The sequence below is a fragment of the Pseudomonas sp. M5A4_2d genome (genome assembly GCF_053345295.1).
In genome coordinates, this window is record NZ_JBKEZW010000002.1 from 623,141 (window position 1) to 649,385 (window position 26,245).

Annotated in this window: 21 protein-coding genes; 2 read left to right on the forward strand and 19 right to left on the reverse strand. The window is 59.3% G+C overall.

Annotated elements, in window-relative coordinates:
• Positions 1 to 33 precede the first annotated feature (33 nt).
• Both ACLBW8_RS09880 and pbpC read left to right on the forward strand, forming a co-directional pair.
• Complete coding sequence (locus ACLBW8_RS09880) at positions 34 to 5,841, forward strand: alpha-2-macroglobulin (protein ID WP_447805268.1); 5,808 nt, start codon at positions 34 to 36, stop codon at positions 5,839 to 5,841.
• Complete coding sequence (pbpC, locus tag ACLBW8_RS09885) at positions 5,822 to 8,119, forward strand: penicillin-binding protein 1C (protein ID WP_447805269.1); 2,298 nt, start codon at positions 5,822 to 5,824, stop codon at positions 8,117 to 8,119. The genes ACLBW8_RS09880 and pbpC overlap by 20 nt, the downstream gene beginning before the upstream one ends.
• Here the strand turns inward: pbpC and ACLBW8_RS09890 are convergent, their stop codons facing one another.
• The 19 genes from ACLBW8_RS09890 to mnmG all read right to left on the reverse strand — a co-directional run bounded on the left by ACLBW8_RS09890 (position 8,120) and on the right by mnmG (position 26,226).
• Positions 8,120 to 9,286: a hypothetical protein gene (locus ACLBW8_RS09890; protein ID WP_447805270.1), complete on the reverse strand. Its 1,167-nt coding sequence runs from the start codon at positions 9,284 to 9,286 to the stop codon at positions 8,120 to 8,122.
• Positions 9,283 to 9,864 (reverse strand): LemA family protein, encoded by a 582-nt coding sequence (locus ACLBW8_RS09895; protein WP_064454818.1) that lies wholly within the window; start codon positions 9,862 to 9,864, stop codon positions 9,283 to 9,285. Before ACLBW8_RS09895 ends, ACLBW8_RS09890 begins: the two co-directional genes overlap by 4 nt.
• A gap of 121 nt (positions 9,865 to 9,985) precedes the next feature.
• Positions 9,986 to 10,348, reverse strand: coding sequence for a hypothetical protein (locus ACLBW8_RS09900; RefSeq protein WP_447805271.1), 363 nt, complete (start codon positions 10,346 to 10,348; stop codon positions 9,986 to 9,988).
• Positions 10,349 to 10,407: 59 nt separating this feature from the next.
• Positions 10,408 to 12,240: a glutamine--fructose-6-phosphate transaminase (isomerizing) gene (gene glmS / locus ACLBW8_RS09905; RefSeq protein ID WP_447805272.1), complete on the reverse strand. Its 1,833-nt coding sequence runs from the start codon at positions 12,238 to 12,240 to the stop codon at positions 10,408 to 10,410.
• A gap of 10 nt (positions 12,241 to 12,250) precedes the next feature.
• On the reverse strand, positions 12,251 to 13,021 hold the full coding sequence (locus tag ACLBW8_RS09910; RefSeq protein WP_208604482.1) for a DeoR/GlpR family DNA-binding transcription regulator: 771 nt from the start codon (positions 13,019 to 13,021) through the stop codon (positions 12,251 to 12,253).
• A 226-nt stretch (positions 13,022 to 13,247) separates the two neighbouring features.
• The gene (gene glmU, locus ACLBW8_RS09915) at positions 13,248 to 14,615 is read right to left on the reverse strand and encodes a bifunctional UDP-N-acetylglucosamine diphosphorylase/glucosamine-1-phosphate N-acetyltransferase GlmU (RefSeq protein WP_447805273.1); all 1,368 of its coding nucleotides are present in this window, start codon (positions 14,613 to 14,615) and stop codon (positions 13,248 to 13,250) included.
• 123 nt (positions 14,616 to 14,738) lie between these two features.
• Positions 14,739 to 15,155, reverse strand: a complete 417-nt coding sequence (locus ACLBW8_RS09920) for a F0F1 ATP synthase subunit epsilon (protein WP_003177061.1) — start codon at positions 15,153 to 15,155, stop codon at positions 14,739 to 14,741.
• Between the two features lie 44 nt (positions 15,156 to 15,199).
• A complete protein-coding gene (gene atpD, locus ACLBW8_RS09925) occupies positions 15,200 to 16,579 on the reverse strand; it encodes a F0F1 ATP synthase subunit beta (RefSeq protein ID WP_064454823.1) in 1,380 nt (459 codons plus the stop codon).
• Between the two features lie 27 nt (positions 16,580 to 16,606).
• On the reverse strand, positions 16,607 to 17,467 hold the full coding sequence (atpG, locus tag ACLBW8_RS09930) for a F0F1 ATP synthase subunit gamma (RefSeq protein ID WP_010207685.1): 861 nt from the start codon (positions 17,465 to 17,467) through the stop codon (positions 16,607 to 16,609).
• Positions 17,468 to 17,517: 50 nt separating this feature from the next.
• Positions 17,518 to 19,062: a F0F1 ATP synthase subunit alpha gene (gene atpA / locus ACLBW8_RS09935; RefSeq protein ID WP_053258793.1), complete on the reverse strand. Its 1,545-nt coding sequence runs from the start codon at positions 19,060 to 19,062 to the stop codon at positions 17,518 to 17,520.
• Between the two features lie 21 nt (positions 19,063 to 19,083).
• Complete coding sequence (locus ACLBW8_RS09940; RefSeq protein ID WP_064454824.1) at positions 19,084 to 19,620, reverse strand: F0F1 ATP synthase subunit delta; 537 nt, start codon at positions 19,618 to 19,620, stop codon at positions 19,084 to 19,086.
• Positions 19,621 to 19,632: 12 nt separating this feature from the next.
• Entirely contained in the window at positions 19,633 to 20,103 is a 471-nt protein-coding gene (locus tag ACLBW8_RS09945) for a F0F1 ATP synthase subunit B (RefSeq protein WP_016970692.1), read from the reverse strand.
• A 58-nt stretch (positions 20,104 to 20,161) separates the two neighbouring features.
• Positions 20,162 to 20,419, reverse strand: coding sequence for a F0F1 ATP synthase subunit C (atpE, locus tag ACLBW8_RS09950; RefSeq protein WP_002555987.1), 258 nt, complete (start codon positions 20,417 to 20,419; stop codon positions 20,162 to 20,164).
• A gap of 133 nt (positions 20,420 to 20,552) precedes the next feature.
• Entirely contained in the window at positions 20,553 to 21,422 is an 870-nt protein-coding gene (atpB, locus tag ACLBW8_RS09955) for a F0F1 ATP synthase subunit A (RefSeq protein WP_053258795.1), read from the reverse strand.
• A 16-nt stretch (positions 21,423 to 21,438) separates the two neighbouring features.
• Complete coding sequence (locus ACLBW8_RS09960; RefSeq protein WP_053258796.1) at positions 21,439 to 21,846, reverse strand: F0F1 ATP synthase subunit I; 408 nt, start codon at positions 21,844 to 21,846, stop codon at positions 21,439 to 21,441.
• Between the two features lie 148 nt (positions 21,847 to 21,994).
• The gene (locus ACLBW8_RS09965; protein WP_064454825.1) at positions 21,995 to 22,867 is read right to left on the reverse strand and encodes a ParB/RepB/Spo0J family partition protein; all 873 of its coding nucleotides are present in this window, start codon (positions 22,865 to 22,867) and stop codon (positions 21,995 to 21,997) included.
• Positions 22,868 to 22,876: 9 nt separating this feature from the next.
• Positions 22,877 to 23,674: a ParA family protein gene (locus ACLBW8_RS09970; RefSeq protein WP_017477894.1), complete on the reverse strand. Its 798-nt coding sequence runs from the start codon at positions 23,672 to 23,674 to the stop codon at positions 22,877 to 22,879.
• A gap of 18 nt (positions 23,675 to 23,692) precedes the next feature.
• Positions 23,693 to 24,337: a 16S rRNA (guanine(527)-N(7))-methyltransferase RsmG gene (rsmG, locus tag ACLBW8_RS09975; RefSeq protein WP_064454826.1), complete on the reverse strand. Its 645-nt coding sequence runs from the start codon at positions 24,335 to 24,337 to the stop codon at positions 23,693 to 23,695.
• The gene (gene mnmG / locus ACLBW8_RS09980) at positions 24,334 to 26,226 is read right to left on the reverse strand and encodes a tRNA uridine-5-carboxymethylaminomethyl(34) synthesis enzyme MnmG (RefSeq protein ID WP_064455033.1); all 1,893 of its coding nucleotides are present in this window, start codon (positions 26,224 to 26,226) and stop codon (positions 24,334 to 24,336) included. The genes rsmG and mnmG overlap by 4 nt, the downstream gene beginning before the upstream one ends.
• Between the last annotated feature and the right edge of the window lie 19 nt (positions 26,227 to 26,245).

The following is a 26,245-nucleotide window of genomic DNA, read 5'->3' on the forward strand; positions in this document are numbered from 1 at the left end:
AATATAGGCCGCACTTAGCCAGGGATGCTCACCATGCTCGATTCGTTGAAAGCGACCAGCCGCCGGATTCTCGGCGCTTTACTGACTGTGGTGAGTGCTCTCTTCGGCCAATGGCAACCGCCGCCCTGGCTGCGCACCCTCGGGCATGGCCTGACAAATGTGGGCCATAAAGCACGCGCCTACCCGCGTCAGGCCGGTGCCGGGGTGTTGGGTCTGGTGTTACTGGCCGCCGCCGGCTTCTATGGCTGGCAGTGGTACTCGCATCTGCCGCAACCGCACACCGTCGGTTATTCGCTGCACAAACCGAACCTGACTGATTACACCCAGCAACCACCGGTTGTGGATAACTTGCAGGTCCGTTTCGCCGAGTCCGTGGCTCCATTGGCAGCCATTGGCAAGCCAGTCACCGAAGGCATCACCCTAAAACCTGAAGTGGCCGGCGCCTGGCGTTGGTCCGACGACCACACTTTGTTGTTCGTGCCGGAAAAAGACTGGCCCGTCGACGCCCATTACACCCTCGACCTGGCCAAGAAAAAGCTGCTGGCCGACGGTGTACTGCTCAACCAGTACAGCAGTCAGTTTTCCACTCAACCCTTCCGCGCCACCCTGGCGCAAAACGAGCTGTATCAAGACCCGTCCAACCCGACGTTGAAACAGCTGGTGGCGACTTTTCATTTTTCCCACCCGGTCGATGAAGACAGCCTGCGCAAGCGTGTATCGGTAACCCTCGGCAAAGGCCTGGCCTACCGCGATGCCCAGTTACCCAACCGCCCGGAAATCACCTTCGACGACACCAGGCTCAACGCCTACGTACGCTCCGCCGCCCTGGCCACGCCACTGGAAAGCACGCCCGTCAGCGCCAAGCTCGATGAAGGGATCAAGGCCCGCGACGGCGGCAATGCCAGCACCGCACCGCTGGTTTCTGAAGTCACCGTGCCCGGCCGCTATCGCCTGACCTTTACCGGCGCGGAAGTGAGCTTTGTCGACAACGCGCGCGCTGAACCGGAACCCGTGCTGATGTTCAGCAGTTCCAGCGCCGTGGCCGATGACACCATCGCAGGTAAGGTCCAGGCCTGGCTGCTGCCGGAAAAAGCCCAGGACGATACCCGCCCCTATTACAGCAACGAGATCGACGATGCTCTGCTGGCCCGTAGTTCAAAGGTCACCCTGACCCACGTGCCCAGCGTCGAACCACTGAATACGCTTCACGCCTTCAAATTCAAGGCTCCGGCAGGCCGCGCGCTGTATGTGCGCGTTCCCGCGAACCTGGAAGCCATCGGCGGCTACCTGGCGAAAGACCCTACGGCGTCGCTGATCAGCATGCCGGCGTACCCACGCACTTTGCAGTTCCTGTCTGACGGCGCCTTGCTCAGCCTCAACGGCGAAAAACGCCTGGGCTTCATGGCCCGCGGCGTGCCCGGCGCCCATGTGGAAATCGCCCGGCTGCTACCCAATCAGTTGCAGCACCTGGTGGACCAGAGCAGCGGCAGCTTCGCCCGTCCGAATTTTGGCAATGAGTACTTCGACCGTATGGTGGAGCGTCAGTCGCTGGATATTCCGCTGTCGTCCAATGACCCGGCGAAAACCGTCTACGACAACGTCGACCTGAGCCACTACCTCACCGCCAACGGCGGTCGTCGCGGCATCTTTGTGCTCAAGCTCAGCCCTCAGGATGACCCCGCCGAGCGCACGTTCGATTACTCACGCAGCAGCACCAGCGACTTGCGTTTCATCGTGGTCACCGACCTTGGCATCATCGCCAAACGCTCCAGCGACGGCAGCCATGATGTCTACGTGCAATCCATTGGCAACGGCTCGCCGGTGGCCGACGCACAAGTCGACATCATTGGCCGTAACGGTTTGCCGGTCAGCAGCGGCCGCACCGATGCCGAAGGCCATGCGCATTTCGCCAAGCTGGATGAACTGCGCCGTGAGAAAACGCCGCTGATGTATGTCGTCACTCGCGGCAATGACCAGTCGTTCCTGCCGATTGCCCGTCAGTCGCAACAGCTGGATTTGTCGCGCTTTGATGTAGGCGGTTTGGAAGAAGACGGCGCGATTGATCGCCTCAGCGCCTACCTGTTCACCGACCGCGGCCTGTATCGGCCCGGCGAAACGGCGCACCTGGGCATGATCGTGCGCAGCGGCAATTGGAAAGGCGCATTACAAGGCCTGCCGGTGGAGCTGCAAATCACCGACCCACGTGGCCTGGAAGTCATTCGCCAGCCACTGAAACTGTCCACTAGCGGTTTTGAAACCTTTGATTTCCCCAGCAGCGAAGTCGCCCCCGCCGGGGATTACACCGCGACCTTGCAGTTGATTGGCCAGAAAAACACGCGCACCGACCTGGGCAGTGTCAGCTTCAAGGTCCGCGATTTCGAGCCGGACCGCATGAAGGTCAGCCTGAGCCTGCACGACACTCCGGTGTTGGGCTGGATTCCACCGGAACAGGTGGTGGCCAAAGTCACCGCGATGCACCTGTTCGGCGCCCCGGCGTCCGGCCGTCGCGTCACCGCCAAAATGTCCCTGAGCCCTACACTGGCGGCCTTCGACCGTTACCCCGATTACCGCTTCCGCCTCAACGATTCGCTGGAAGAAGCCAGCACCGAAGACCTGGCGGAAACCACTGTCGACGACAACGGCCAGGCGGTGCTCGACCTCAACTTGCAACGCTTCGCCAACAGCACCTATCGCCTGCAAGTGATGACCCAAGTGTTCGAAGCTGAAGGTGGCCGTAACGTTGCAGCGCAAAATGCGCTGCTGGTGTCATCCGCACCTTATCTGGTCGGTGTGAAAAGTCAGGATTCGCTGTCGTACGTCGCCAAAGACGCCCCACGCCAAGTGCAATGGCTGGCCGTCGCGCCAGACCTTACACCCGTGGCGGTGGACGGCCTGACCAGCGAAGTCATCGAGCACCGCTATGTGTCGGTGCTGGTGAAACAGTCCAACGGCACCTACAAGTACGAGTCGCGCATCAAGAACATCAGCCAACCGGCCTCGCCGCTGGTGATGACCAAGGAAGGCGCCAAGCAGACCCTGAACACCGGCACGCCGGGCGATTTCACCCTGCAACTCAAGGACGCCAACGGCAACCTGCTCAACCAGATCGACTACAGCGTGGCCGGGCGCGGCAACACCTCACGCTCCCTGGAGCGTAACGCCGAGTTGCAATTGCGCCTGGATAAACGCAGCTACGCGACGGGTGACGAGATCGCGATCAGCATTCGCGCGCCGTACACCGGCGCCGGCTTGATCACCATCGAGCGTGACAAGGTTTACACACAGCAGTGGTTCAAGGCCGACAGCACCAACAGCGTGCAACATATCCGCGTGCCTGCAGGGCTTGAGGGCAACGCCTACGTCAACGTGCAGTTCGTGCGGGACATCGGCTCGTCCGAGGTCTACATGAGCCCGCTGTCCTATGGCGTGGTGCCGTTCAGCATCAACCTGGATGCACGGCGCATGGCGCTGAAAGTCGAAGGCCCGGCGAAGATCGAGCCGGGGCAGACCCTGGATATCAAGGTCACCGCTGACCGCCCAGGCCGCGCGGTGGTCTACGCGGTGGACGAAGGTATCCTGCAAGTGGCGCGCTATCAGACGCCAGACCCGTTGGGCTTCTTCTTCCAGAAGCGTGCACTTGAAGTCGGCACCAGTCAGATTCTTGACCTGATCTTGCCGGAATTCAGCCGCCTGCTCAGTGGGGCGGCGCCCGGCGGCGATACAGAAGGCGGCCTGGCCAATCATCTCAACCCGTTCAAGCGTAAGCATCAGCCACCGGTGGCCTGGTGGTCTGGGCTGGTGGACTTGCCCGCCGGTGAAACCGTGCTGCATTACCAGGTGCCGGACAGCTTCAACGGCAAGCTGCACCTGTTTGCGGTGGCGGTGGATGCCGACAGCGTCGGTGTCAGCGAGGCCAATACCGAGGTGCGCGGGCCGATTGTGATAACGCCGAACGTACCGGCTTTTGTGGCGCCGGGAGATGTGTTCAATGTAAGCGCCGGGGTGTTCAGCAACCTGGATGCTGCGGCGGATGTGAAGTTTGAAGTGCAGACCAGCGACGGCCTCAACGTGCAGGGCGACAAGGGCAGCACCTTGTCCCTGCAACCGCGCAAGGAAGGCACGGCAGAGTTCAAGATCAAGGTCGGCGAAACCCTCGGCTCGGCGGACCTGCGTTTTATCGCGGTATTGCCGGACGGCAAACGCATTCAGGTCGCGGAAACCACGTCGATCCGCCCACTGAGCGAGCATCGCGTGGCCCTGAGCCTGGGCCGCTTCGACAGCGCCAGCAAAGAACTCAAGCCAACGCGTGAACTGTTCAGCCAATTGCGTGATGTGCAACTGGGTGTGGCGGCCTCGCCGCTGGTGTGGGCCAACGGCCTCAAGCATTACCTGGATGACTACGGGTATGCCTGCACCGAGCAACTGGTGTCCAAGGCCATGCCGGCGTTGATCTGGGGTGGCACTGCGCCAGAAGCCGAGCAAGCGTTCAGCGGCGCGGTGCGCATGCTGCGCCAACGCCAGAACTCGGCCGGCGGCTTTGGCTTGTGGGCGGCCAACCCGGACGTGGCGCCGTACGCCAGCCTGTACGCCACTGACTTCCTGATCGAAGCCAGGGAGCGCGGGCTACCGGTGCCGGAAGACCTGCTGGTACGCGCCAACACGTATCTGACAGACCTGGCCAATGGTCCGAGCGAAGGCCTGTCGGAATTGCGCAACCGTGCCTACGCCAGCTACTTGCTGAGCCGTCAGGGGATTCTGGTGAGCGGCGCACTGAGCGATATCCGCGAGCGCTACGAGAACTACTTCAAGGACACCTGGCAGAACGACCTGGGCGCCGCTTACCTGGCTGCCAGCTACAAGCTGCTTAAGCAAGATCGCCAGGCGGATGCATTGTTCCGCAAAATCCCGTGGCGTTCCCTTGTGGATAAGTGGGACAGCGATGGCCTGTACTACGACCCGCTGGTGCACGATGCTGAACACTTGCACCTGCTGGCGCGTCATTTCCCCGAGTTGCTGGGCGATGTGCCGACGGCGTTGCTGGACAAACTCGGCAAGCGCCTCAACGAACAGCGTTACAACTCGCTGTCGGCCGCCCTGTTGCTGCGCGCTCTGGATAACTATGGCCAGCGTGCGCAAAGCGACATGACCCTCAAGGCCACCGCCTGGTTGGGTGACAAGCAACAGCAACTGCTGGAAATGGCCGGCCAGCCACCGCGCGCCGCCGTGCCGGGCACCACGCAGAAGCTGGTGATGGAAAAAACCGACGGCCCGGCCGCGTTCTACATGCTCAGCGAAGCCGGCTTCGACAAAGGTACCCAGCTCAAGCCAATCAACAACGGCCTGGAAATCATCCACGAGTACCTCGACCTTAAAGGCGAGCCGGTGAGCAAAGTCGCGGTAGGCGATGAGTTCCTGGTGCGTCTGCGTCTGCGCGCCACCGACCGTGATCAAGTGCAGCAAGTGGCCGTGGTCGACCTGCTGCCGGGTGGCGTCGAGCCTGTGTATAACTTGCCGCCGGAGCCGGAAGCCGCCAGTACCGATGAAAGCGAGGGTGAAGACTCCGAATACGCCGAAACCGCAGACGGCGAAGAAACGGACGCCTGGCAGGCGCCCATCGGCGAGACCGAGTTGAGCAATTGGCAGCCGGACTATGTGGATGTGCGTGACGATCGCGTAGTGTTGTACGGCACCGCGCTGCGCGATGTAGGCACGTTCGTCTACCGCGTACGCGCCACCAACGCAGGTACGTTCAATACGCCACCGGCCTATGCCGAAGGTATGTACGAAACCACCCTGCAAGGGCGCGGCAAAGTAGGCCAGCTTGAAATTACCAAGCCTTAAGCGCCTGACGCCGCTGCTGGCAGCGGCGGTGGTATTGGCGGGGCTGCGGCTGTGGCCCCATGCCCCGCTGGAACACGCCGTGACCTCGTCACGGGTAGTGCTGGCCGACGACGGCTCGCTGCTGCGCATGACGTTGGCGGACGACGGACAGTACCGCCTGTGGCTGCCCCTCGAGCGTATGTCGCCGTCACTGGTCGAGGCGTTGCTGCTCAAGGAAGACCGCAATTTCTACTGGCACCCGGGCATCAATCCCCCCGCGTTGCTGCGCGCGGCTGCGGCCACCTACAGCGGCGGCCAGCGCCAGGGCGGTTCGACACTGAGCATGCAACTGGCGCGGCGCCTGTGGGACCTCAACACTCGCCAAGTACCGGGCAAGTTGCAGCAGATGGCGTTGGCGCTGTGGCTGGAAGCGCGCTACAGCAAGCACGACATCCTTGAGGCGTACCTGAACCTGGCGCCCATGGGCGGCAATATCGAAGGTGCCGAAGCGGCCAGTCGCATTTATTTCGGCAAGTCGGCGGCGCAGTTGTCGTTGTCCGAAGCCTTGGCGCTGGCGGTGATTCCGCAACAGCCGGGTCGGCGCGCGCGCTTCGGGCCATCGCTGCAAAACGCACGGCTGCGGTTGATGACCGAATGGCGCGAAACTTATCCACAGGACCCGCGCAACGACAGTTTGCTCGATTTGCCCCTAGAGGCGCGCAACCGCCAGCAGATTCCTTTTCTGGCGCCACATGTGAGCGAACAACTGTTGGCGTCCCAGGCCGGCAACGAACTCAACACCACCCTTAACCTGCCCTTACAGCAATTGCTCGAACGCCTGATCACAGGCTTTATTGCCGAACGGCGCAGCACAGGTGTGGAAAACGCCACAGCAATCCTGATCGACAGTCGCGACCAGAGCGTCAAGGCCTTGGTGGGTTCGGCGGATTACTTATCCACAAGCATCCACGGCCAGGTCAACGGCGTGTTGTCCCGCCGCTCACCTGGGTCGACGCTCAAGCCATTTCTGTATGGGCTGGCGCTGGATCAGGGGGTGATCCACCCCATGAGTATCCTCAAGGACTTGCCGAGTAACTTCGGCTACTTCCAGCCGGAAAATTTCGACGGTAGCTTTGTCGGGCCGCTGACAGCGCGGGATGCCTTGATCCGTAGTCGCAACATTCCGGCGGTATGGCTCGCCAGCCAAGTGCAGTCGCCTTCGCTGTATGGGTTGCTGCAACGTGCCGGCATCAAAGGGTTGCGCAACGAAAGCCATTACGGCCTGGCGCTGGCCTTGGGCGGCGGCGAGATGACGCCGGAAGAGCTGGCGCGCCTGTATGTGATGCTGGCCGGTGACGGGCATTTGCGGCCGTTGCGCTATTTGCAGGAGCAACCGCAATCCACCGGCGCGCAGCTGCTCACGCCCCAAGCCGCGTTTATGGTGCGCGACATGCTTCGGCGCAACCCACGCCCGGATGGTTTGCCCGGCCGCCACTGGCGCACCGCCTGGAAAACCGGCACGTCCTGGGGCTTTCACGATGCCTGGAGCGCAGGCTTGGTCGGCCCGTACGTGCTGGTGGTGTGGGTGGGTAACTTTGATGGCCGACCGAACCCGGCGTTTATCGGTGCCAAGACCGCTGCGCCGTTGTTCTTTCGGATCGCCGACGCCTTGCCTCTGGCGCTGCCCAATGTCGTGATTAAAGCCGACAAACCGCCCGCCGGGCTGGTGCGCATCGATGTGTGCGCCGCCTCCGGCGAGTTACCCAACCACTGGTGCCCGCAAACTCGCAAGACTTGGTACATTCCCGGCGTGTCACCGATTCGCGTGTCTAACCTGCACCGCCCGGTACTGATCGACACGCGTACGGGCAAGGCCGCGTGCCCGCCGTTCGATGCGCAATACACCCGCGAAGAAGTCTTCGAGTTCTGGCCCAGTGACGTGCAGCGCCTGTACCGTGCGGCTGGCCTGCCTCGACGTACGCCGCCCAACGTAATGAAGAACTGCCAACCCAACCGCATCAGCGATCAAAGCGAAGCGCCGCAGATACGCTCGCCGCTGACGCAAGTGAGTTATCAGTTGCGCCTGTCCCAGCCCCAGGAAAGTATCCCGCTCACTGCCAACGCGGCCAGCGATGCAGCGACGCTGTATTGGTTTGCCAACCAGACCCTGATCGGCCAGGGCCCGCCGCAAACCACACTGAACTGGCGGCCGGGCAAGTCGGGGGAATACCGGTTGCGGGTCAGTGATGATCAGGGGCGCAGTGCGAGCCGGGGGTTGAAGGTGGAATTTGTGCCGTGATCAGGCGTCTTCGTCGCCGAAACCGGCTTTACCGACGCGCTTTGCAAAATGGTTGTACGCCGCACCCAGCTTCCGTTGCTCGAAGATTGAAAACACCAAGGTACCCAGCAGGATCAGCATCCACACCAGAAACAGCTTCAAGGTATCCACCTGAGCAACGAACAGCAGTAAGGTCACTACGCCGCCGATGATCATGCCCAGCCCCATCCACGCCCCCAGGACACGGCCGACGGCCAGGCGCATACCTTGGGGCAGGACAAGGCGGGTTGCCATCATCACCACGATGAGCGTCAGGAAGAAGCCAAACGCGGCCATGAAGGGAATCGGGAAACCGCCCTCGCGGTACAACCAGGCCAGCAGTCGATACACCGGGCCCAATGGCTCCATCTGTTGATAGGTATCGGGGCCCGGCAAATGCAATTGGGCAAAATGCGCAGGCGTCATGGCCATGATGCCAACCCCGATCATCCCTATGATTGCGGCATAGAAACCGCCGGCGCGCCACAATGGCGCCAGCACCCGGGTATTTTCCACATCCTGGGTTTGCGAAAGGCCGAACACCGCGTTGCGCTGTTTGCCCTGGGCGATCACCGGCTTGCCCTCGCGCTCGCAGGCGTCGCCGATCAGCATCACATCCAGGTCCTGGACCAGCAGGATTTCACCTTGGCGTCGTGAGCTGCCGACGAGTTCATAGTCGTCAGGCGATTTGTTGCCGAACAGGTCAATACCCTCGGCCATCACGCGGATCTCACCTGTGGCGTCCTGTAACCGAAAGTCATTGCAGCGCGCCTCTCCGGACACCCGGCTCCAACTCCAGCGGCCGTCGTCGTCTTTCTTGCCGTCTTCGACAATCCAGACATACCCCACGCATGGCGTGCCATTGACCGGCGACAGTAGGGTCTTGTCAGCAATCACTGTGCCGCGTACCTCCACCAGTCCCATAGCCAGCGACCGAATCTGGCTGGTGGCCAGCCGCCGTTCGGTTTTGTAAAAGTTGGGACCAAAGCTCGCCAGCAATCCGACCAGAATGCCGACTGGAAAAAACAGCGCGATGAAGAGGTTCGGGGCATACACAATCAAACTGATAAAACCCGCGACCAACGCCAGTGCCAGCAGGGTTTTCCACAGCGGTTTTTTCACAACCTCACCGACCTGAGTGGTTTTCATGCCCCGGGCACCTCAAGCTTCACACCCTCGTAGCGGGTTTCTTCAGCACTGATGGCCAACAAGGGAATGCGCTGATAGCTGAGCATTCGCGCAAAGAACAGATCGGGGAACACCGCGATGGCGATGTTGTAGAGGTTGACCGACTCGTTGAAGAACTCACGTCGGTCGGCAATTCGCTCCTCCACGGCTGAGATGGCCTGCTGCAACTCAACCATGTTCGGTCCTGAGATCAGCGCGGGGTAACTCTCCGCCACCGCAATCACCGACTTGAGTGCCGCATTGAGCTGGTTGGACGCGTCGACCTTGTCGTTAAGGCTGCTGGCGTTGAGGTATTGAGTCCGCGCGTCGCTGAGGCGGGTGAACAGCGCGTTCTCATGGTTCATGGCGGTCTGCACCACGCGCATCAAGTCGGGAATCTGGTCGGCCCGTTGCTTGAGCAGTACGTCGATGTTGGCGAACGCCTTATCCACATCGTTACGCCGCATCACCAGGCCGTTATAGACCCCGACCATCCAGCCGACCAGGCCCACGACAATGATCAGCACGACGATGCCGGCGATTAGCAGTTCTATGTTCATGGTGACGGCGTCCCTGGCTGAGTTATCCACAGGGAAGCATTCTAGGGGTTAGCCTGACTGCGCGCCCGGTAGTAGCCCACAGATTCGACAAGAGGTCGTTGATTCAACGAGCCGCTCGCCGTTACTCAGTAAACTCGATGTAGCTGGACTCCCCACCGCCTGTCGCACCAGACAACCATCCCCATACAAACGTCAGCGTGGTGCGCCCGGCATGATCAACGCCTACCGTGCCGCGAGACCAACCGGCGAGGAGTTCACCTTCGGTGGTCAAGCATTGGTAAAGAAGTTCGAGGGTGTTGGGGCCTGTTACGCGCCCGACCTGCTGACCCATGCGTATCCGGCCGCCTTGGTAAGTGCCCGAAATGGCATCTCCTTCCACCTGGTAATGAAATACCGTCCCTGAGCCGGAAAGCCCTTGATTGTTGTTCGCGACCGTAAATCGGCGATTGTTCAAGCGCTCGTGGACGCGGGAGGAGGTTTGCATCAAATCGAATCCTTTCGTTGGAGCCTGAAGGCCTTGCGGGCCTCCAGGCGCGTGGCGTGTTACTCCACCGTCACCGACTTCGCCAGGTTACGCGGCTGGTCCACGTCGGTGCCCTTGAGCACCGCTACGTAGTACGACAGCAACTGCAGCGGGATGGTGTAGAGGATCGGCGACAGGGTGTCGTGGATGTGCGGCATGTTGATGACGTGGGTGCCTTCACCATTGGTCATACCGGCTTTCTCGTCGGCGAACACGATCAGTTGGCCGCCACGGGCACGCACTTCCTGCAGGTTGGATTTAAGCTTTTCCAGCAGTTCGTTGTTCGGCGCGACGGTGACCACCGGCATGTCGTCATCCACCAGGGCCAGCGGGCCATGTTTCAGCTCACCGGCCGGGTAGGCTTCGGCGTGGATGTAGGAGATTTCCTTGAGTTTCAGCGAGCCTTCCATCGCCACCGGGTACTGCGCGCCACGGCCAAGGAACAGGGTGTGGTTTTTGTCGGCGAACAGTTCGGCGACTTTTTCCACGGTGCTGTCCATGGCCAGGGCTTCACCCAGGCGGGTCGGCAGGCGGCGCAGTTCTTCCACCAGGGTGGCTTCGACGCCTTCGGCGAGGGTGCCGCGAATCTGGCCCAGGGACAGGGTCAGCAGCAACAGGCCTACCAGTTGGGTGGTGAAGGCTTTGGTGGACGCAACGCCGATTTCGCGACCGGCCTGGGTTAGCAGGGTCAGGTCCGACTCGCGCACCAGGGAGCTGATGCTGACGTTGCAGATGGCCAGGCTGGCGAGGAAGCCCAGCTCTTTGGCGTTGCGCAGTGCGGCCAGGGTGTCGGCGGTTTCGCCGGACTGGGAGATGGTCACAAACAGGGTGTCTGGCTGCACCACGACCTTGCGGTAGCGGAATTCGCTGGCGACTTCGACCTGGCAAGGGATGCCGGCCAGTTCTTCCAGCCAGTAACGCGCAACCATACCCGCGTGGTAGCTGGTGCCGCAGGCGACGATCTGCACGTTGCGCACTTTGGCGAACAGCTCGGCCGCTTGCGGGCCGAATGCATTGACCAGCACTTGGTTCTGGCTCAAGCGACCTTCCAGCGTGCGTTGCACCACGGAAGGTTGCTCGTGGATTTCCTTGAGCATGAAGTGGCGGAACGCACCTTTGTCGGCGGCTTCGGCGCCGTCGCGGTATTGCACGGCTTCGCGCTCGACGGAGTTGCCGTTGACGTCCCAGATCGCCACGCTTTCACGGCGGATGTCGGCGATATCGCCTTCTTCCAGGTACATGAAGCGGTCGGTGACCTGGCGCAGGGCCAGTTGGTCGGAGGCGAGGAAGTTTTCCCCCAGGCCCAGGCCGATCACTAACGGGCTGCCACTGCGGGCGGCAACCACGCGGTCGGGTTGGCTGGCGCTGACCACGGCCAGGCCGTAGGCGCCGTGCAGTTCCTTGACGGTGGCCTTGAGGGCAACGGTCAGGTCGCCGAGGTCCTTGAGCTTGTGGTTCAGCAGGTGGGCGATGACTTCAGTGTCGGTGTCCGAGGTGAACACATAGCCCAGGCCCTTGAGCTGTTCGCGCAGCACTTCGTGGTTTTCGATGATGCCGTTGTGCACCACCGCCAGGTCGCCGGAAAAGTGCGGATGGGCATTACGCTCGCACGGCGCGCCGTGGGTGGCCCAGCGAGTGTGAGCAATGCCCAGACGGCCGACCAGCGGCTCGCCGAGCAGCGCTTGCTCCAGCTCAGCGACCTTGCCCGGGCGACGCATGCGCTCAAGCTTGCCGGCGTTGGTGAAAACCGCCACACCGGCGCTGTCGTAGCCGCGATATTCCAGGCGCTTGAGGCCTTCGAGCAAGATGGCGGTGACGTTGCGTTCAGCGACTGCGCCTACAATTCCACACATGGTAAGTCTCCTAGATGATTGCCGCGCATATCAGCGTAATGCCGCGGGCTTGAATCTGGTCGCGGGCCTCAAGCGGCAGGCGATCATCGGTGATAAGGGTATGGACGCTGCTCCAGGGCAGTTCCAGGTTGGGAATCTTGCGGCCAATCTTGTCGGATTCGACCATCACCACCACTTCACGCGCGACCTCGGCCATCACACGGCTCAGGCCCAACAATTCGTTGAAGGTGGTAGTACCGCGCTCCAAATCGATGCCGTCAGCGCCGATGAACAATTGATCAAAGTCGTAGGAACGCAGCACTTGCTCGGCGACCTGGCCCTGGAACGAATCCGAATGCGGGTCCCAGGTGCCGCCCGTCATCAACAGCACCGGCTCGTGTTCCAGTTCGCTCAAGGCGCTGGCCACGTGGAGGGAGTTGGTCATTACGACCAGACCCGGCTGGTGGCCCAGCTCAGGGATCATGGCGGCGGTGGTGCTGCCGCTGTCGATGATGATGCGCGCGTGTTCACGTAGACGCATGACGGCTGCACGGGCGATGGCGCGCTTGTAGGCCGAAATGGGCTGGGCGGCATCGCCCACCAGTTCCTGGGGCATGGTGATCGCGCCACCGTAACGGCGCAGCAACAGGCCGTTGCTCTCCAGAGCGGCCAAGTCCTTGCGGATGGTCACTTCCGAGGTTTCGAAACGCTTGGCCAATTCGTCCACGCTGACTTCGCCCTGTTCATTGAGCATCGTCAGAATGTTGTGGCGTCGTTGAGGTGTATTTCGTTTCGACATGATGATCTTAAGTTTCGTTTCGAAAGATAACGAAGGCAATCAAAACCTATTGGCAGGAAATCGTCAAGCAGATCGAAAAGTCTTTTTGACACAACACTGAGCAAAATGTGGGAGCGAGCTTGCTCGCGAATGCGGTGTGTCAGTCAACTTTTCAGTGCCTGACCCGACGCTTTCGCGAGCAAGCCCGCTCCCACATTTGAACTGTGCTGATTTCGACTCTGTGGATAACTCAGGTCTTTTTGATTTTGACCGGGCGTTTCCAACCGTCGATGTTGCGCTGGCGGGCTCGCGCCACTGCCAGTTGAGACTTATCCACATCCTGATTGATGGTGGAGCCCGCAGCAGTGTTGGATCCATCGCCGATGGTGACGGGTGCAATCAGCGAGTTATTCGAGCCAATGAATACATCCTCACCAATCGTCGTCTGATACTTGTTGGCGCCATCGTAGTTGCAGGTGATTGCACCTGCGCCGATGTTGCTGCGAGCACCGATGACCGCATCACCCAGATAGGCCAGGTGGCCGGCCTTGGCATCGTCGCCCATACGCGCATTTTTCAGTTCGACGAAATTACCCACATGTGCCCTGGCGCCGAGCACGCTGCCCGGACGCAACCGCGCAAATGGACCGGCATCGCTGCCCTCGCCCATCACCGCACCTTCAATATGGCTGTTGGCTTTGACCACCACGCCCTTGCGCAGGGTGCTGTCCTTGATCACGCAGTTCGGGCCAATCACCACGTCGTCTTCAATGATCACGCGGCCTTCGAGGATCACGTTGATATCAATCAGCACGTCGCGGCCGACAGTAACCTCACCGCGTACATCAAAACGCGCCGGGTCGCGCAAGGTCACCCCTTGCGCCATCAGGCGGCGGCCTTCGCGCAATTGGTAGTGGCGCTCCAGTTCTGCAAGCTGCTTGCGGTCGTTGGCGCCCTGCACTTCCATCGGGTCGTGGGGCTGCTCGGTGGCAACCAGCAGGCCATCGCTCACGGCCATTTCGATGACGTCGGTGAGGTAATACTCGCCCTGGACGTTGTTGTTGGACAGTCGGCTCATCCAGTCAGCAAGCTTGTTGGCAGGGACGGCGAGAATGCCGGTGTTGCCTTCGGTAATAGCACGCTGGGCTTCAGTGGCATCTTTGTGTTCAACGATGGCCGCAACCTTGCCGTCGGCATCGCGCACGATGCGGCCATAGCCGGTAGGGTCATCCAGCTCGACGGTGAGCAGGCCCATCTGGCCAGGGACTACGTGCTTGAGCAGGCGTTGCAGGGTTTCCACTTCGATCAGCGGCACGTCGCCATAAAGAATCAGCACAGTATCGGCACTGATGAACGGCACGGCTTGCGCGGTGGCGTGGCCGGTACCGAGTTGTTTGTCCTGCAATACGAAATTCAGGTCCTGCGCAGCCAGGCGTTCACGCACCACATCGGCACCGTGGCCAATCACCACATGAATACGCTGCGGGTCCAGTTGCCGGGCGCTGTGGATAACATGGCCAAGCATGGAGTTGCCTGCTACGGGGTGCAGCACCTTGGGCAGGGCCGAACGCATGCGGGTGCCCTGGCCTGCGGCGAGGATGACAATTTCAAGAGACATGAATGGCTACCAATCCTGGGCGGTCCGGCTTCAGACCTGAGAAGTGTTTTGCTAAAAAAGAAAAAGGGTAGCCGAGGCTACCCTTTTTAATCAATCGCGCTTGAAGCATGGCGGCTGGGCCGCTTACTTCTTGCGGATCTGCTGGAGCGTGCGCAGCTGAGCTGCAGCTTCGGCCAGACGTACAGCAGCAGCGCTGTAGTCGAAGTCCGCGCCCTTTTCGTTCAGGGCCTTCTCGGCAGCCTTGACGGCTTCCTGAGCGGAGGCTTCATCCAGGTCGCCAGCACGTTGCACGGTATCGGCAAGTACCTTGACCATGTTCGGCTGAACCTCGAGGAAACCACCGGAGATGTAAAACACCTCCTTTTCCCCGCCTTGCTTGGTCAGAGTGATCGGACCTGGCTTCAAGCTGGTGATCAATGGCGCGTGGCCCATGGCAATACCCAGGTCACCGAGTTCGCCGTGTGCAATCACCATTTCTACCAGACCGGAGAAGATTTCCCCTTCCGCGCTGACGATATCGCAATGGACTGTCATAGCCATCTGATTGCCTCAACCTGATGAGCGCCCGTTGCCGGGCGCCGGGATTACAGTTTCTTGGCTTTCTCGATCGCTTCTTCGATGCCGCCGACCATGTAGAACGCTTGTTCTGGCAGGTGGTCGTAGTCACCGTTGAGGATGCCTTTGAAGCCAGCAATGGTGTCTTTCAGGGAAACGTATTTACCCGAGGCACCGGTGAAGACTTCAGCCACGAAGAACGGCTGCGACAAGAAACGCTGGATCTTACGAGCACGGTTTACCAACTGCTTGTCGGCTTCCGACAGCTCGTCCATACCCAGGATCGCAATGATGTCCTTCAGTTCTTTGTAACGCTGCAGCACGTACTGAACGCCGCGAGCGGTGTCGTAGTGCTCCTGGCCGATCACGTTCGGGTCCAGCTGGCGCGAAGTCGAGTCGAGTGGATCGACCGCTGGGTAGATACCCAGGGAAGCGATGTCACGGGACAGAACGACGGTGGCGTCCAAGTGGGCGAAGGTGGTCGCTGGCGACGGGTCGGTCAAGTCATCCGCAGGTACGTATACCGCTTGGATCGAGGTGATCGAACCTTCTTTGGTCGAAGTGATACGTTCTTGCAGAACGCCCATCTCTTCAGCCAGGGTCGGCTGGTAACCTACTGCCGAAGGCATACGGCCCAGCAGTGCGGATACTTCAGTACCGGCCAGGGTGTAACGGTAGATGTTGTCGACGAACAGCAGAACGTCGTTACCTTCGTCACGGAACTTCTCGGCCATGGTCAGGCCAGTCAGTGCTACGCGCAGACGGTTACCCGGCGGCTCGTTCATCTGACCGTAAACCAGTGCCACTTTGTCCAGAACGTTGGAGTCCTTCATCTCGTGGTAGAAGTCGTTACCCTCACGAGTACGCTCACCCACACCGGCGAACACGGAATAACCGCTGTGCTCGATGGCGATGTTACGGATCAGTTCCATCATGTTTACGGTTTTGCCTACACCGGCACCACCGAACAGACCGACTTTACCGCCTTTGGCGAACGGGCAAACCAGGTCGATAACCTTGATGCCGGTTTCCAGCAGATCGTTGCCGCCCGCTTGCTCGGCGAACGAAGGTGCCGGACGGTGAATGCCCCAGCGCTCTTCGGTATCGATCGGGCCAGCTTCGTCAATCGGGTTGCCCAGTACGTCCATGATCCGGCCCAGGGTCGCTTTACCGACCGGTACGGAGATGGCAGCGCCAGTGTCCAGAACATCCAGACCGCGCTTCAAGCCTTCGGTGGAACCCATTGCAATGGTACGAACCACGCCGTCGCCCAGCTGCTGCTGAACTTCCAGAGTGGTGCCTGCATCGCTTTGTACTTTCAAAGCGTTGTAGATGCTCGGTACGCTGTCGCGTGGAAATTCCACGTCGATAACGGCGCCGATGATTTGAACGATACGTCCGCTACTCATAGCTGGATCCTCTGAATATTTGAACCGTTAAACCGCGGCAGCGCCGCCGACGATTTCCGAGATCTCTTGGGTGATCGCAGCCTGACGCGCCTTGTTGTAGATCAGCTGCAAATCGCTGATCAGATCACCGGCGTTATCGGTAGCGTTTTTCATCGCGATCATCCGCGCCGCTTGTTCAGCTGCGTTGTTCTCGACCACCGCCTGGTACACCTGCGACTCCACGTAGCGCACCATCAAGCCGTCAAGCAGCTCTTTGGCGTCTGGTTCGTAGAGGTAGTCCCAGTGGTGCTTGAGTTCCTGATCCGGAGTCGCCACCAGTGGAATCAACTGCTCCACGGTTGGCTGCTGGGTCATGGTGTTGATGAACTTGTTGGATACCACGGACAGGCGGTCAATCCGGCCTTCCAGGTACGCATCCAGCATCACCTTCACACTGCCGATCAAATCATTGATCGACGGCTCTTCACCCAGGTGGCTGATAGCTGCAACGACGTTACCGCCGAAGTTGCGGAAAAAGGCCGCACCCTTGCTACCAACAACACACAGATCGATCTCGACGCCCTTTTCGCGGTTTACCGCCATGTCCTTGACCAGGGCCTTGAACAGGTTGGTATTCAAACCACCGCACAAACCACGGTCACTGCTCACTACCACATAACCCACACGCTTAACTTCGCGGTCGATCATGAACGGGTGGCGGTATTCCGGGTTGGCGTTGGCCAGATGCCCAATTACCTGGCGGATACGCTCCGCATAAGGACGGCTAGCAGCCATGCGCATTTGTGCCTTGCGCATTTTGCTGACCGCCACTTTTTCCATGGCGCTGGTAATTTTTTGCGTGCTTTTGATGCTCGCAATCTTACTGCGAATCTCTTTTGCGCCTGCCATGTAACACCTATCAGGTTAGCAAGCGGGAGCCTTGCGGCTCCCGCTGCGGCTTACCAGGTTTGGGTGGCCTTGAACTTCTCGATACCGGCTTTCATGCCAGCGTCGATATCGTCATTGAAGTCACCCTTCACGTTGATCTTCGCCATCAATTCGGCGTGATCGCGGTTGAAGTAAGCAATCAGCGCTTGTTCGAAGCTGCCGATCTTGGTGATTTCAACGTCGGTCAGGAACCCACGCTCAGCGGCATACAGCGACAACGCCATGTCAGCGATCGACATTGGGGCGTATTGCTTCTGCTTCATCAGCTCGGTAACGCGCTGACCATGCTCAAGTTGCTTACGGGTCGCTTCGTCCAGGTCAGAAGCGAACTGGGCGAATGCCGCCAGTTCACGGTACTGAGCCAGAGCGGTACGGATACCACCGGAGAGCTTCTTGATGATCTTGGTCTGAGCGGCACCACCCACACGGGATACCGAAACACCGGCGTTCACAGCAGGACGGATCCCGGAGTTGAACATGGCCGATTCCAGGAAGATCTGACCGTCGGTGATGGAAATCACGTTGGTCGGAACGAACGCGGAAACGTCGCCAGCCTGGGTTTCGATGATCGGCAGTGCGGTCAGGGAACCGGTTTTGCCGGTCACTGCGCCGTTGGTGAACTTCTCTACGTATTCTTCCGAAACGCGGGATGCACGCTCCAGCAGACGGGAGTGGAGATAGAACACGTCGCCTGGGTAAGCTTCACGGCCTGGTGGACGGCGCAGCAGCAGGGAAATCTGGCGGTAAGCCACTGCTTGCTTGGACAGATCGTCATAAACGATCAGCGCGTCTTCACCGCGGTCGCGGAAGAATTCACCCATGGTGCAACCGGAGTACGGTGCCAGGAATTGCAGCGCAGGAGATTCCGAAGCACTGGCAGCCACGATGATCGTGTTGGCCAGGGCGCCGTTTTCTTCCAGCTTGCGAACCACGTTGGCGATGGTCGATTGCTTCTGACCAATAGCTACGTAGACGCAGAAAATGCCGCTGTTCTTCTGGTTGATGATCGCGTCGATCGCCAGAGCGGTTTTACCGATCTGACGGTCACCGATGATCAGCTCACGCTGGCCACGGCCGACTGGGATCATGGCATCGACAGCCTTGTAGCCAGTCTGTACAGGCTGGTCTACCGACTTACGCCAGATCACGCCTGGAGCAACTTTCTCGACCGCGTCGGTCTCGGTGTTGCCCAGTGGACCTTTACCGTCAACAGGGTTACCCAGTGCGTCGACTACGCGACCCAGCAGTTCCTTACCAACCGGAACCTCCAGGATGCGGCCGGTGCACTTGGCGCTCATGCCTTCAGCCAGACTGGTGTACGCGCCCAATACAACGGCACCTACGGAGTCTTGCTCCAGGTTGAGGGCCATACCGTAGACGCCGCCCGGAAACTCGATCATCTCGCCGTACATTACGTCGGCCAGACCGTGAATCCGCACGATGCCGTCAGATACGCTGACGACAGTGCCTTCGTTACGGGCTTGGGAGGTCACATCGAGCTTGTCGATGCGGCCCTTGATAATTTCACTTATTTCGGAAGGATTGAGTTGCTGCATTGCTCTGCTGCCCCTTCAAACTCAAGATTTCAATGCTTCGGCAAGTTTCGCGATTTTGCCGCGAATCGAGCCATCGATAACCAGGTCGCCGGCGCGGATAACGACACCACCAATCAGGGATGCGTCCTCCGTAGCTTGCAGGCGCACTTCCCGATTGAGTCGTGCACTGAGAACCTTGGCGAGTTTGTCTTGCTGTTCTTGGTTCAATGCGAAAGCACTGGTCACTTCAACGTCTACCGATTTCTCTTCTTCGGCCTTGTACAGGTCGAACAGAGCGGCAATCTCCGGCAAAAGCGGGAGACGGTCGTTTTCGGCAACGACGTGAATGAAGTTCTGCACTTTCACATCAAACTTGTCGCCGCACACTTCAATAAAAGTGGCGGCCTTGTCTGCGCTCGTCAGGCGCGGGGCCTTGAGCACGCGCTGCATGGTGTCGTCTTGCGACACTGCTGCAGCCAGGCCGAGCATGGCTGACCAAGAGGCCAGCTGCTGGTGGGCCTGGGCGTGCTCGAAGGCTGCCTTAGCATAAGGTCGGGCCAACGTGGTCAGTTCTGCCATGATCGCCCTCGCTTAAATTTCAGCAGCCAGTTTGTTAACCAGCTCCGCGTGCGCGTTTTGATCGATTGTGGCACCGAGGATCTTCTCAGCACCGCCGACCGCCAGAGCACCCAGTTGGGCACGCAGCGCGTCTTTGACGCCGTTCAGTTCCTGTTCGATCTCGGCATGAGCCGAAGCCTTCACACGGTCAGCTTCGACGCGGGCTTTATCAACAGCCTCTTCGACGATCTGGTTACCGCGTTTCTTGGCTTGCTCAATGATTTCAGCTGCCTGTGCTTTAGCTTCGCGCAGTTGATGACCCGCTTTCTCTTGGGCCAACTCCAGGTCGCGAGCTGCACGGGTGGCAGCGTCCAAACCATCCGCGATCTTCTTCTGACGTTCGTGCAAAGCCGCGATGACCGGAGGCCACACGAACTTCATGCAAAACACTACAAAAATGAAGAACGCAACGGATTGGCCAATCAGGGTTGCATTAATGTTCACGCCAACACCTCGCTCATTCGTTGTCCATCACCCCAATCAACTCGAAAAATTCGAGTGATTAGCCAGCGAGTTGACCAACGAAAGGGTTCGCGAAGGTGAAGAACAGAGCGATACCAACACCGATCATGGTCACGGCGTCGAGCAGGCCGGCGACGATGAACATTTTAACTTGCAGCATTGGGACCATTTCTGGCTGACGCGCTGCGCCTTCCAGGAATTTGCCGCCCAGCAGGCCGAAACCAATGGCAGTACCCAGGGCGCCCAGGCCGATCAACAGTGCAACAGCGATAGCGGTTAGACCAACTACAGTTTCCATCTTTCCTCCCGACTTTTACGTCGTATGGTTTAGGTTTTTTAGATTTTAAAGCGGTAAAACAAATCGTTTCATAGCCCTGGTGGGCCACCTTCCCGTGTTACCGGGAAGGACATCAGACTAGTCGAGACTGGTCTTAATGGTTCTCTTCGTGCGCCATCGACAGGTAGACGATGGTCAGCATCATGAAGATGAAGGCCTGCAGGGTGATGATCAGGATGTGGAACACAGCCCACGCCCACTGCAGAACGATGCCCAGGCCGCTAAGCCAGAGCAGACCACTGCCGAACATCACAGCGATCAGAATGAATACCAGCTCGCCGGCGTACATGTTGCCGAACAGTCGCAGGGCCAGGGAAATCGGCTTGGCGACCAGGGTCACGAACTCCAGCAGGAAGTTCACCGGGATCAGCAGGGCTTGAACGAAGATGTTCTTGCTGCCGAACGGGTGCAGGGTCAGTTCGCCGATGAAGCCGCCGATGCCCTTGACCTTGATGCTGTAGAAAATGATCAACGCAAACACCGACAGGGCCATGCCCAGGGTGGCGTTAGGGTCCGTGGTGGAAACCGCACGGAATGGAATGTGGTGATCGCCGGTGATCAGGATGGCCAGCTGAGGAATCCAGTCGACCGGAATCAGGTCGACGGCGTTCATCAGGAACACCCAGACGAAGATGGTCAGTGCCAGCGGTGCAATCACCGGGCTACGGCCATGGAAGCTGTCTTTCACGCTGCCATCGACGAATTCGACCAATACTTCAACGAAGTTCTGTAAAGCACCTGGCTGACCGGAAGTCGCCTTCTTTGCCGCCATGCGGAAAATCAGGACGAAGATCAGACCCAATGCGACAGACCAACCCAGAGTATCCAGGTGGAATGCCCAGAAGCCCATTTCTTTGGCTTCTGCTGCGGTGTGGGCGAAGCCCCAGCCGCCGTTGGGAAGCTGACCGAAGGTCAGGTTCTGCAAGTGGTGCTGGATATAGCCCGAAGCGGTTGTTTCTGCCATGGTTGCCTCAAACGCCCTAAGGTTTCGAAAGTCTTGTTTTCATTAGCAGGGGAGCGAACCAGCTGACCAGTTGGGTCAACACGAAGACGCCGAATACAGCCAGCGGCGCCAATGGCTTCACACCTGCAAAGGTCAGTGCAAACAGCACTGCCGTCAAAATCAATTTCCCTGCCTCGCCAGCATAAAAAGACCGGACGATGGACTGGGCTGCTCGGGCGCCGGAAAACCGAAAGGCCCTGTGAGCAAAATACATATTGGGCAGCAAGGCTATCAGGCCTCCGCAGAGTCCTGAATACCCGGCTACGACTCCATGCCAATACCAAAGCGCCAATGCGGCGATCAGCAAAACGACAAATTGAGCCAATAAAACCGGGAAAACGGCCAAGCGATGGAACGGCAACGTGTTTGGCGTGCGGGTTTCCATCACTCTTGCTCCTCAATGGTCGGCTGCCGGAAATCAATAACTTGGCATAATTTGTGCCGACAAAATGCGCGCAGAGTATAGGGGCGGTTCTGCCCCTATTCAACTGTCGGGTAGTGTTTTCCGATCGCGCGCTACATAAGCAAATGTTTCAGCGGATGTGGGCAAGGACGCCTTGAAGCTCATCGAGTGAGTTATATCCGATCACCAATTGCCCTTTGCCTTTCTTGCCATGACGAATTTGCACCGCAGAGCCTAGGCGCTCGGCCAGGCGCTGCTCGAGACGCGCGATATCCGGATCAGGTTTGGCCGTTTCGACCGGTGCAGGTTTGCCGCTCAGCCACTGGCGAACCAGGGCCTCGGTCTGACGAACGGTGAGCCCTCGTGCGACAACGTGTCGCGCCCCTTCAACCTGTTGATTTTCCGGCAAACCGAGCAAAGCACGTGCATGACCCATTTCCAGGTCGCCGTGGGACAACATGGTCTTGATAACTTCCGGCAGTGCGATCAAACGCAACAAGTTGGACACAGTCACGCGGGATTTACCCACCGCATCGGCCACTTGTTGTTGGGTCAACTGAAATTCCTGCTGCAAGCGCTGCAACGCGATCGCTTCTTCGATCGGGTTGAGGTCTTCACGCTGGATGTTTTCGATCAACGCCATGGCAATGGCGGTTTCGTCTGGCACATCGCGCACCATCGCCGGGATGGTTTCCTTACCGGCCTGCTGGCTGGCACGCCAGCGGCGTTCACCGGCAATGATTTCGAAGCGGCCACCACCGATCGGGCGTACCACGATCGGCTGCATCACGCCCTGGGCCTTGATCGAATTGGCCAGTTCTTCCAGCGCCTGGGGGTCCATGTCGCGGCGTGGCTGGTATTTACCGCGCTGGATCAGGTCCAGCGGCAGGTGTTGCAGCTCGCGCTCTTCGGCCTGCACCGCTTGTTCTTCTAGCGAAGTGACAGTCGGACCACTCAGCAGTGCATCCAGTCCACGTCCGAGACCTCGTTTCTTGACGGCCATGGGGATTCCTTAAGTTGGCTGGGCAGCAGCGGTGCGTGAGTTGCGGCGTTGACGGCGAACCATCTCGCCGGCCAGTGCCAGGTAGGCAATGGCACCACGCGATGATTTGTCGTACGCCAGCGCAGGCATGCCATAGCTTGGCGCTTCGGCCAAACGGATGTTACGTGGGATCACGGTGTCGTAAAGCTGATCGCCAAAGTGTTCCTTGAGCTGCGCCGACACATCGTTCATCAGGCTCAGACGCGGGTCATACATCGTGCGCAGCAGGCCTTCGATTTGCAGGTTCGGGTTGAGCAATTCAGCGATACGCTTGATGTTATCCACAAGGTCACTCAAACCTTCGAGCGCGAAGTACTCGCACTGCATGGGGATAATCACCCCGTCGGCTGCAACCAATGCGTTCAACGTCAGCATCGACAGCGACGGTGGGCAGTCGATCAAAATGTAGTCGTAGTTCTCGCGGATCGGCGCCAAGGCGCTGCGCAGACGGCTTTCTTTCATCTGCATTTCCAGCAGCACCACTTCCGCCGCCGTCAAATCACGGTTGGCCGGCAGCAGTTGATAACCGCCGTGTTCGGAGTAGTGCATGGCCTGGGCCAGGTCGCACTCGCCGATCAGCAAGTCGTAGACCGAGTTTTCCAGGCCGTGTTTATCCACACCGCTACCCATGGTGGCGTTGCCCTGTGGATCGAGATCGATCAACAACACCCGGCGCTTGGTAGCAACCAGGGATGCTGCGAGGTTGATGCAGGTGGTGGTTTTGCCCACGCCACCTTTCTGGTTCGCTATCGCGAATACCTTAGCCATTCTTGCTTGTGTTCCCAATCATGCCGTGCGGCGCAGTATCAGCAGATGGCGTTGGCCTTGGCAACCGGGTACGGCCAAGGCGTGTTCGCTATCGAGGTGGAAGTCTGCCGGCAATGCTAGCAGCTCGTCGCTTGGATGAACGCCCTTCATTGCCAGCCAGCGGGTGTCGCGGTCGCCCAAATGGCGCGTCCAGTTACTGAAGTTCTCCATGCTGCTGAACGCCCGGGAAACAATTCCATTGAAAGGCAATTCAGGCGTGAACTCTTCGACCCGGCTGTGGATAACTTGCAGGTTATCCAACTTGAGCTCGAGTTTGACCTGGGTCAGGAAGCGGGTTTTCTTGCCGTTGCTGTCCAGGCACGTCACTTGCGAGTCCGGAAACAGGATGGCCAGCGGAATGCCTGGCATGCCTCCGCCACTGCCAACATCGAGCCAGCGACCGTTTTCGATAAACGGCATCACGCTCAGGCTGTCGAGCAAATGTCGGGAAACCATTTCGTCAGGATTGCGTACCGCAGTCAGGTTGTAAGCCTTGTTCCATTTGATCAACAGGGCCAGATAGCCCAGCAGCAACTCGTGCTGGGCTGCAGTCAGGTCAACACCCAACTGGCGTGCACCTGTGGATAACTCTTCGGCGTGTTGCGAGGTGACCAACGAACTCAAGCGCTTTGCTCCAACTGACGGCCCGCGCCGCGTTTTTTCAAATGAATCATCAACAGCGAAATCGCTGCCGGGGTGACGCCGGGAATACGTGAAGCCTGACCCAATGTTTCCGGCCGAGTTATCCCCAGCTTGCTTTGAATTTCTTTCGACAACCCGGAAATCCCGGTGTAATCGATATCCACAGGCAGCTTGGTGTTTTCACTGGCGCGCAGGCGAGCGATCTCATCCTGCTGGCGGTCGATGTACCCGGCGTACTTGGTCTTGATTTCAACCTGCTCGGCGACTTGTGGGTCTTCGGCACCGTGGCCTGTCACTTCGACCAGACCAGCGTAGTCGATTTCCGGACGGGACAGCAGGTTCAGCAAGTTGTATTCGTGGGTCAGCGGCGTGCCGAATTTTTCGGCAATCGCGTCGCCCTGCTCGGTGCCCGGGCGAACCCAGGTACTTTTCAGGCGCTGCTCTTCCAGCGTGATGCTTTCGCGTTTTTTGCAGAAAGCGGCCCAGCGTGCGTCATCGACCAAGCCCAACTCGCGACCTTTTTCGGTCAAGCGCAGGTCAGCGTTGTCTTCGCGCAGGATCAGGCGGTATTCCGCCCGGGACGTAAACATCCGGTACGGTTCCTGGGTACCCAGGGTAATCAGGTCGTCGACCAATACGCCGATGTACGCCTCATCGCGACGCGGGCACCAGCTGTCTTTGCCCTGCGCACGCAGCGCTGCGTTGGTCCCGGCCAGCAAACCTTGGGCCCCGGCTTCTTCGTAACCGGTGGTGCCGTTGATTTGCCCGGCGAAGAACAAGCCGCCGATGACTTTGGTTTCGAGGCTGTACTTCAGGTCACGCGGGTCGAAGTAGTCGTACTCGATGGCGTAGCCCGGGCGCACGATGTGCGCGTTTTCCATGCCACGAATCGACTGCACGATCTGGATTTGCACGTCGAACGGCAAGGACGTGGAAATCCCGTTCGGATAAAGCTCGTGGGTGGTCAAGCCTTCGGGTTCGATGAAGACCTGGTGGCTTTCCTTGTCGGCAAAGCGGTGGATCTTGTCTTCGATCGACGGGCAATAACGCGGGCCAATACCTTCAATCACCCCGGAATACATCGGCGAACGATCAAGGTTCGCGGCAATGATTTCGTGGGTCCGGGCGTTGGTGTGGGTAATCCAGCAGCTGACCTGTTTCGGGTGCTGTTCTTTGGAACCCATGAACGACATCACCGGGATCGGCGTATCGCCGGCTTGTTCGGTCATTACCGAGAAATCCACAGAGCGCCCGTCGATACGCGGCGGGGTCCCGGTTTTCAAGCGGCCAACACGCAGCGGCAATTCACGCAGGCGTTTTGCCAAGGCAATCGACGGTGGATCACCGGCGCGGCCACCGGAATAATTCTGCATGCCGATGTGGATAAGTCCGCCAAGGAACGTACCGGTGGTCAACACCACGGATTCTGCGAGGAAACGCAGGCCCATTTGGGTGACAACACCGCGTACCTGGTCCTGTTCGACGATCAGGTCATCCGCTGCTTGCTGAAATATCCACAGGTTCGGCTGGTTTTCCAGGGTTTCACGTACCGCGGCCTTGTACAGGATGCGGTCTGCCTGTGCCCGAGTAGCCCGTACGGCCGGGCCTTTGCGGCTGTTGAGCACGCGAAATTGAATACCACCTTTGTCGGTAGCCATGGCCATGACACCGCCAAGGGCGTCGATTTCTTTGACCAGATGACTTTTGCCGATCCCACCAATGGCAGGGTTGCAACTCATGGCTCCGAGGGTTTCCACGTTGTGCGTCAGCAACAGGGTTTTGACGCCCATGCGTGCTGAGGCCAGTGCTGCCTCGGTACCGGCATGACCGCCGCCGATGACGATCACTTCAAAACGGGAAGGGAAATCCACCACGCACCTCGTGCCTGCT

What these genes read in the sequence shown, in the direction of transcription:
- ACLBW8_RS09920 (WP_003177061.1), bottom strand. Translation starts at nt 15,155, where the DNA reads ATGGCTATGACAGTCCATTGCGATATCGTCAGCGCGGAAGGGGAAATC.
- glmS (WP_447805272.1), bottom strand. Translation starts at nt 12,240, where the DNA reads ATGTGTGGAATTGTAGGCGCAGTCGCTGAACGCAACGTCACCGCCATC.
- ACLBW8_RS09940 (WP_064454824.1), bottom strand. Translation starts at nt 19,620, where the DNA reads ATGGCAGAACTGACCACGTTGGCCCGACCTTATGCTAAGGCAGCCTTC.
- atpG (WP_010207685.1), bottom strand. Translation starts at nt 17,467, where the DNA reads ATGGCAGGCGCAAAAGAGATTCGCAGTAAGATTGCGAGCATCAAAAGC.
- ACLBW8_RS09965 (WP_064454825.1), bottom strand. Translation starts at nt 22,867, where the DNA reads ATGGCCGTCAAGAAACGAGGTCTCGGACGTGGACTGGATGCACTGCTG.
- atpB (WP_053258795.1), bottom strand. Translation starts at nt 21,422, where the DNA reads ATGGCAGAAACAACCGCTTCGGGCTATATCCAGCACCACTTGCAGAAC.
- ACLBW8_RS09890 (WP_447805270.1), bottom strand. Translation starts at nt 9,286, where the DNA reads ATGAAAACCACTCAGGTCGGTGAGGTTGTGAAAAAACCGCTGTGGAAA.
- glmU (WP_447805273.1), bottom strand. Translation starts at nt 14,615, where the DNA reads ATGTCTCTTGAAATTGTCATCCTCGCCGCAGGCCAGGGCACCCGCATG.
- ACLBW8_RS09960 (WP_053258796.1), bottom strand. Translation starts at nt 21,846, where the DNA reads ATGGAAACCCGCACGCCAAACACGTTGCCGTTCCATCGCTTGGCCGTT.
- atpE (WP_002555987.1), bottom strand. Translation starts at nt 20,419, where the DNA reads ATGGAAACTGTAGTTGGTCTAACCGCTATCGCTGTTGCACTGTTGATC.
- ACLBW8_RS09880 (WP_447805268.1), top strand. Translation starts at nt 34, where the DNA reads ATGCTCGATTCGTTGAAAGCGACCAGCCGCCGGATTCTCGGCGCTTTA.
- atpD (WP_064454823.1), bottom strand. Translation starts at nt 16,579, where the DNA reads ATGAGTAGCGGACGTATCGTTCAAATCATCGGCGCCGTTATCGACGTG.
- ACLBW8_RS09895 (WP_064454818.1), bottom strand. Translation starts at nt 9,864, where the DNA reads ATGAACATAGAACTGCTAATCGCCGGCATCGTCGTGCTGATCATTGTC.
- atpA (WP_053258793.1), bottom strand. Translation starts at nt 19,062, where the DNA reads ATGCAGCAACTCAATCCTTCCGAAATAAGTGAAATTATCAAGGGCCGC.
- ACLBW8_RS09970 (WP_017477894.1), bottom strand. Translation starts at nt 23,674, where the DNA reads ATGGCTAAGGTATTCGCGATAGCGAACCAGAAAGGTGGCGTGGGCAAA.
- ACLBW8_RS09900 (WP_447805271.1), bottom strand. Translation starts at nt 10,348, where the DNA reads ATGCAAACCTCCTCCCGCGTCCACGAGCGCTTGAACAATCGCCGATTT.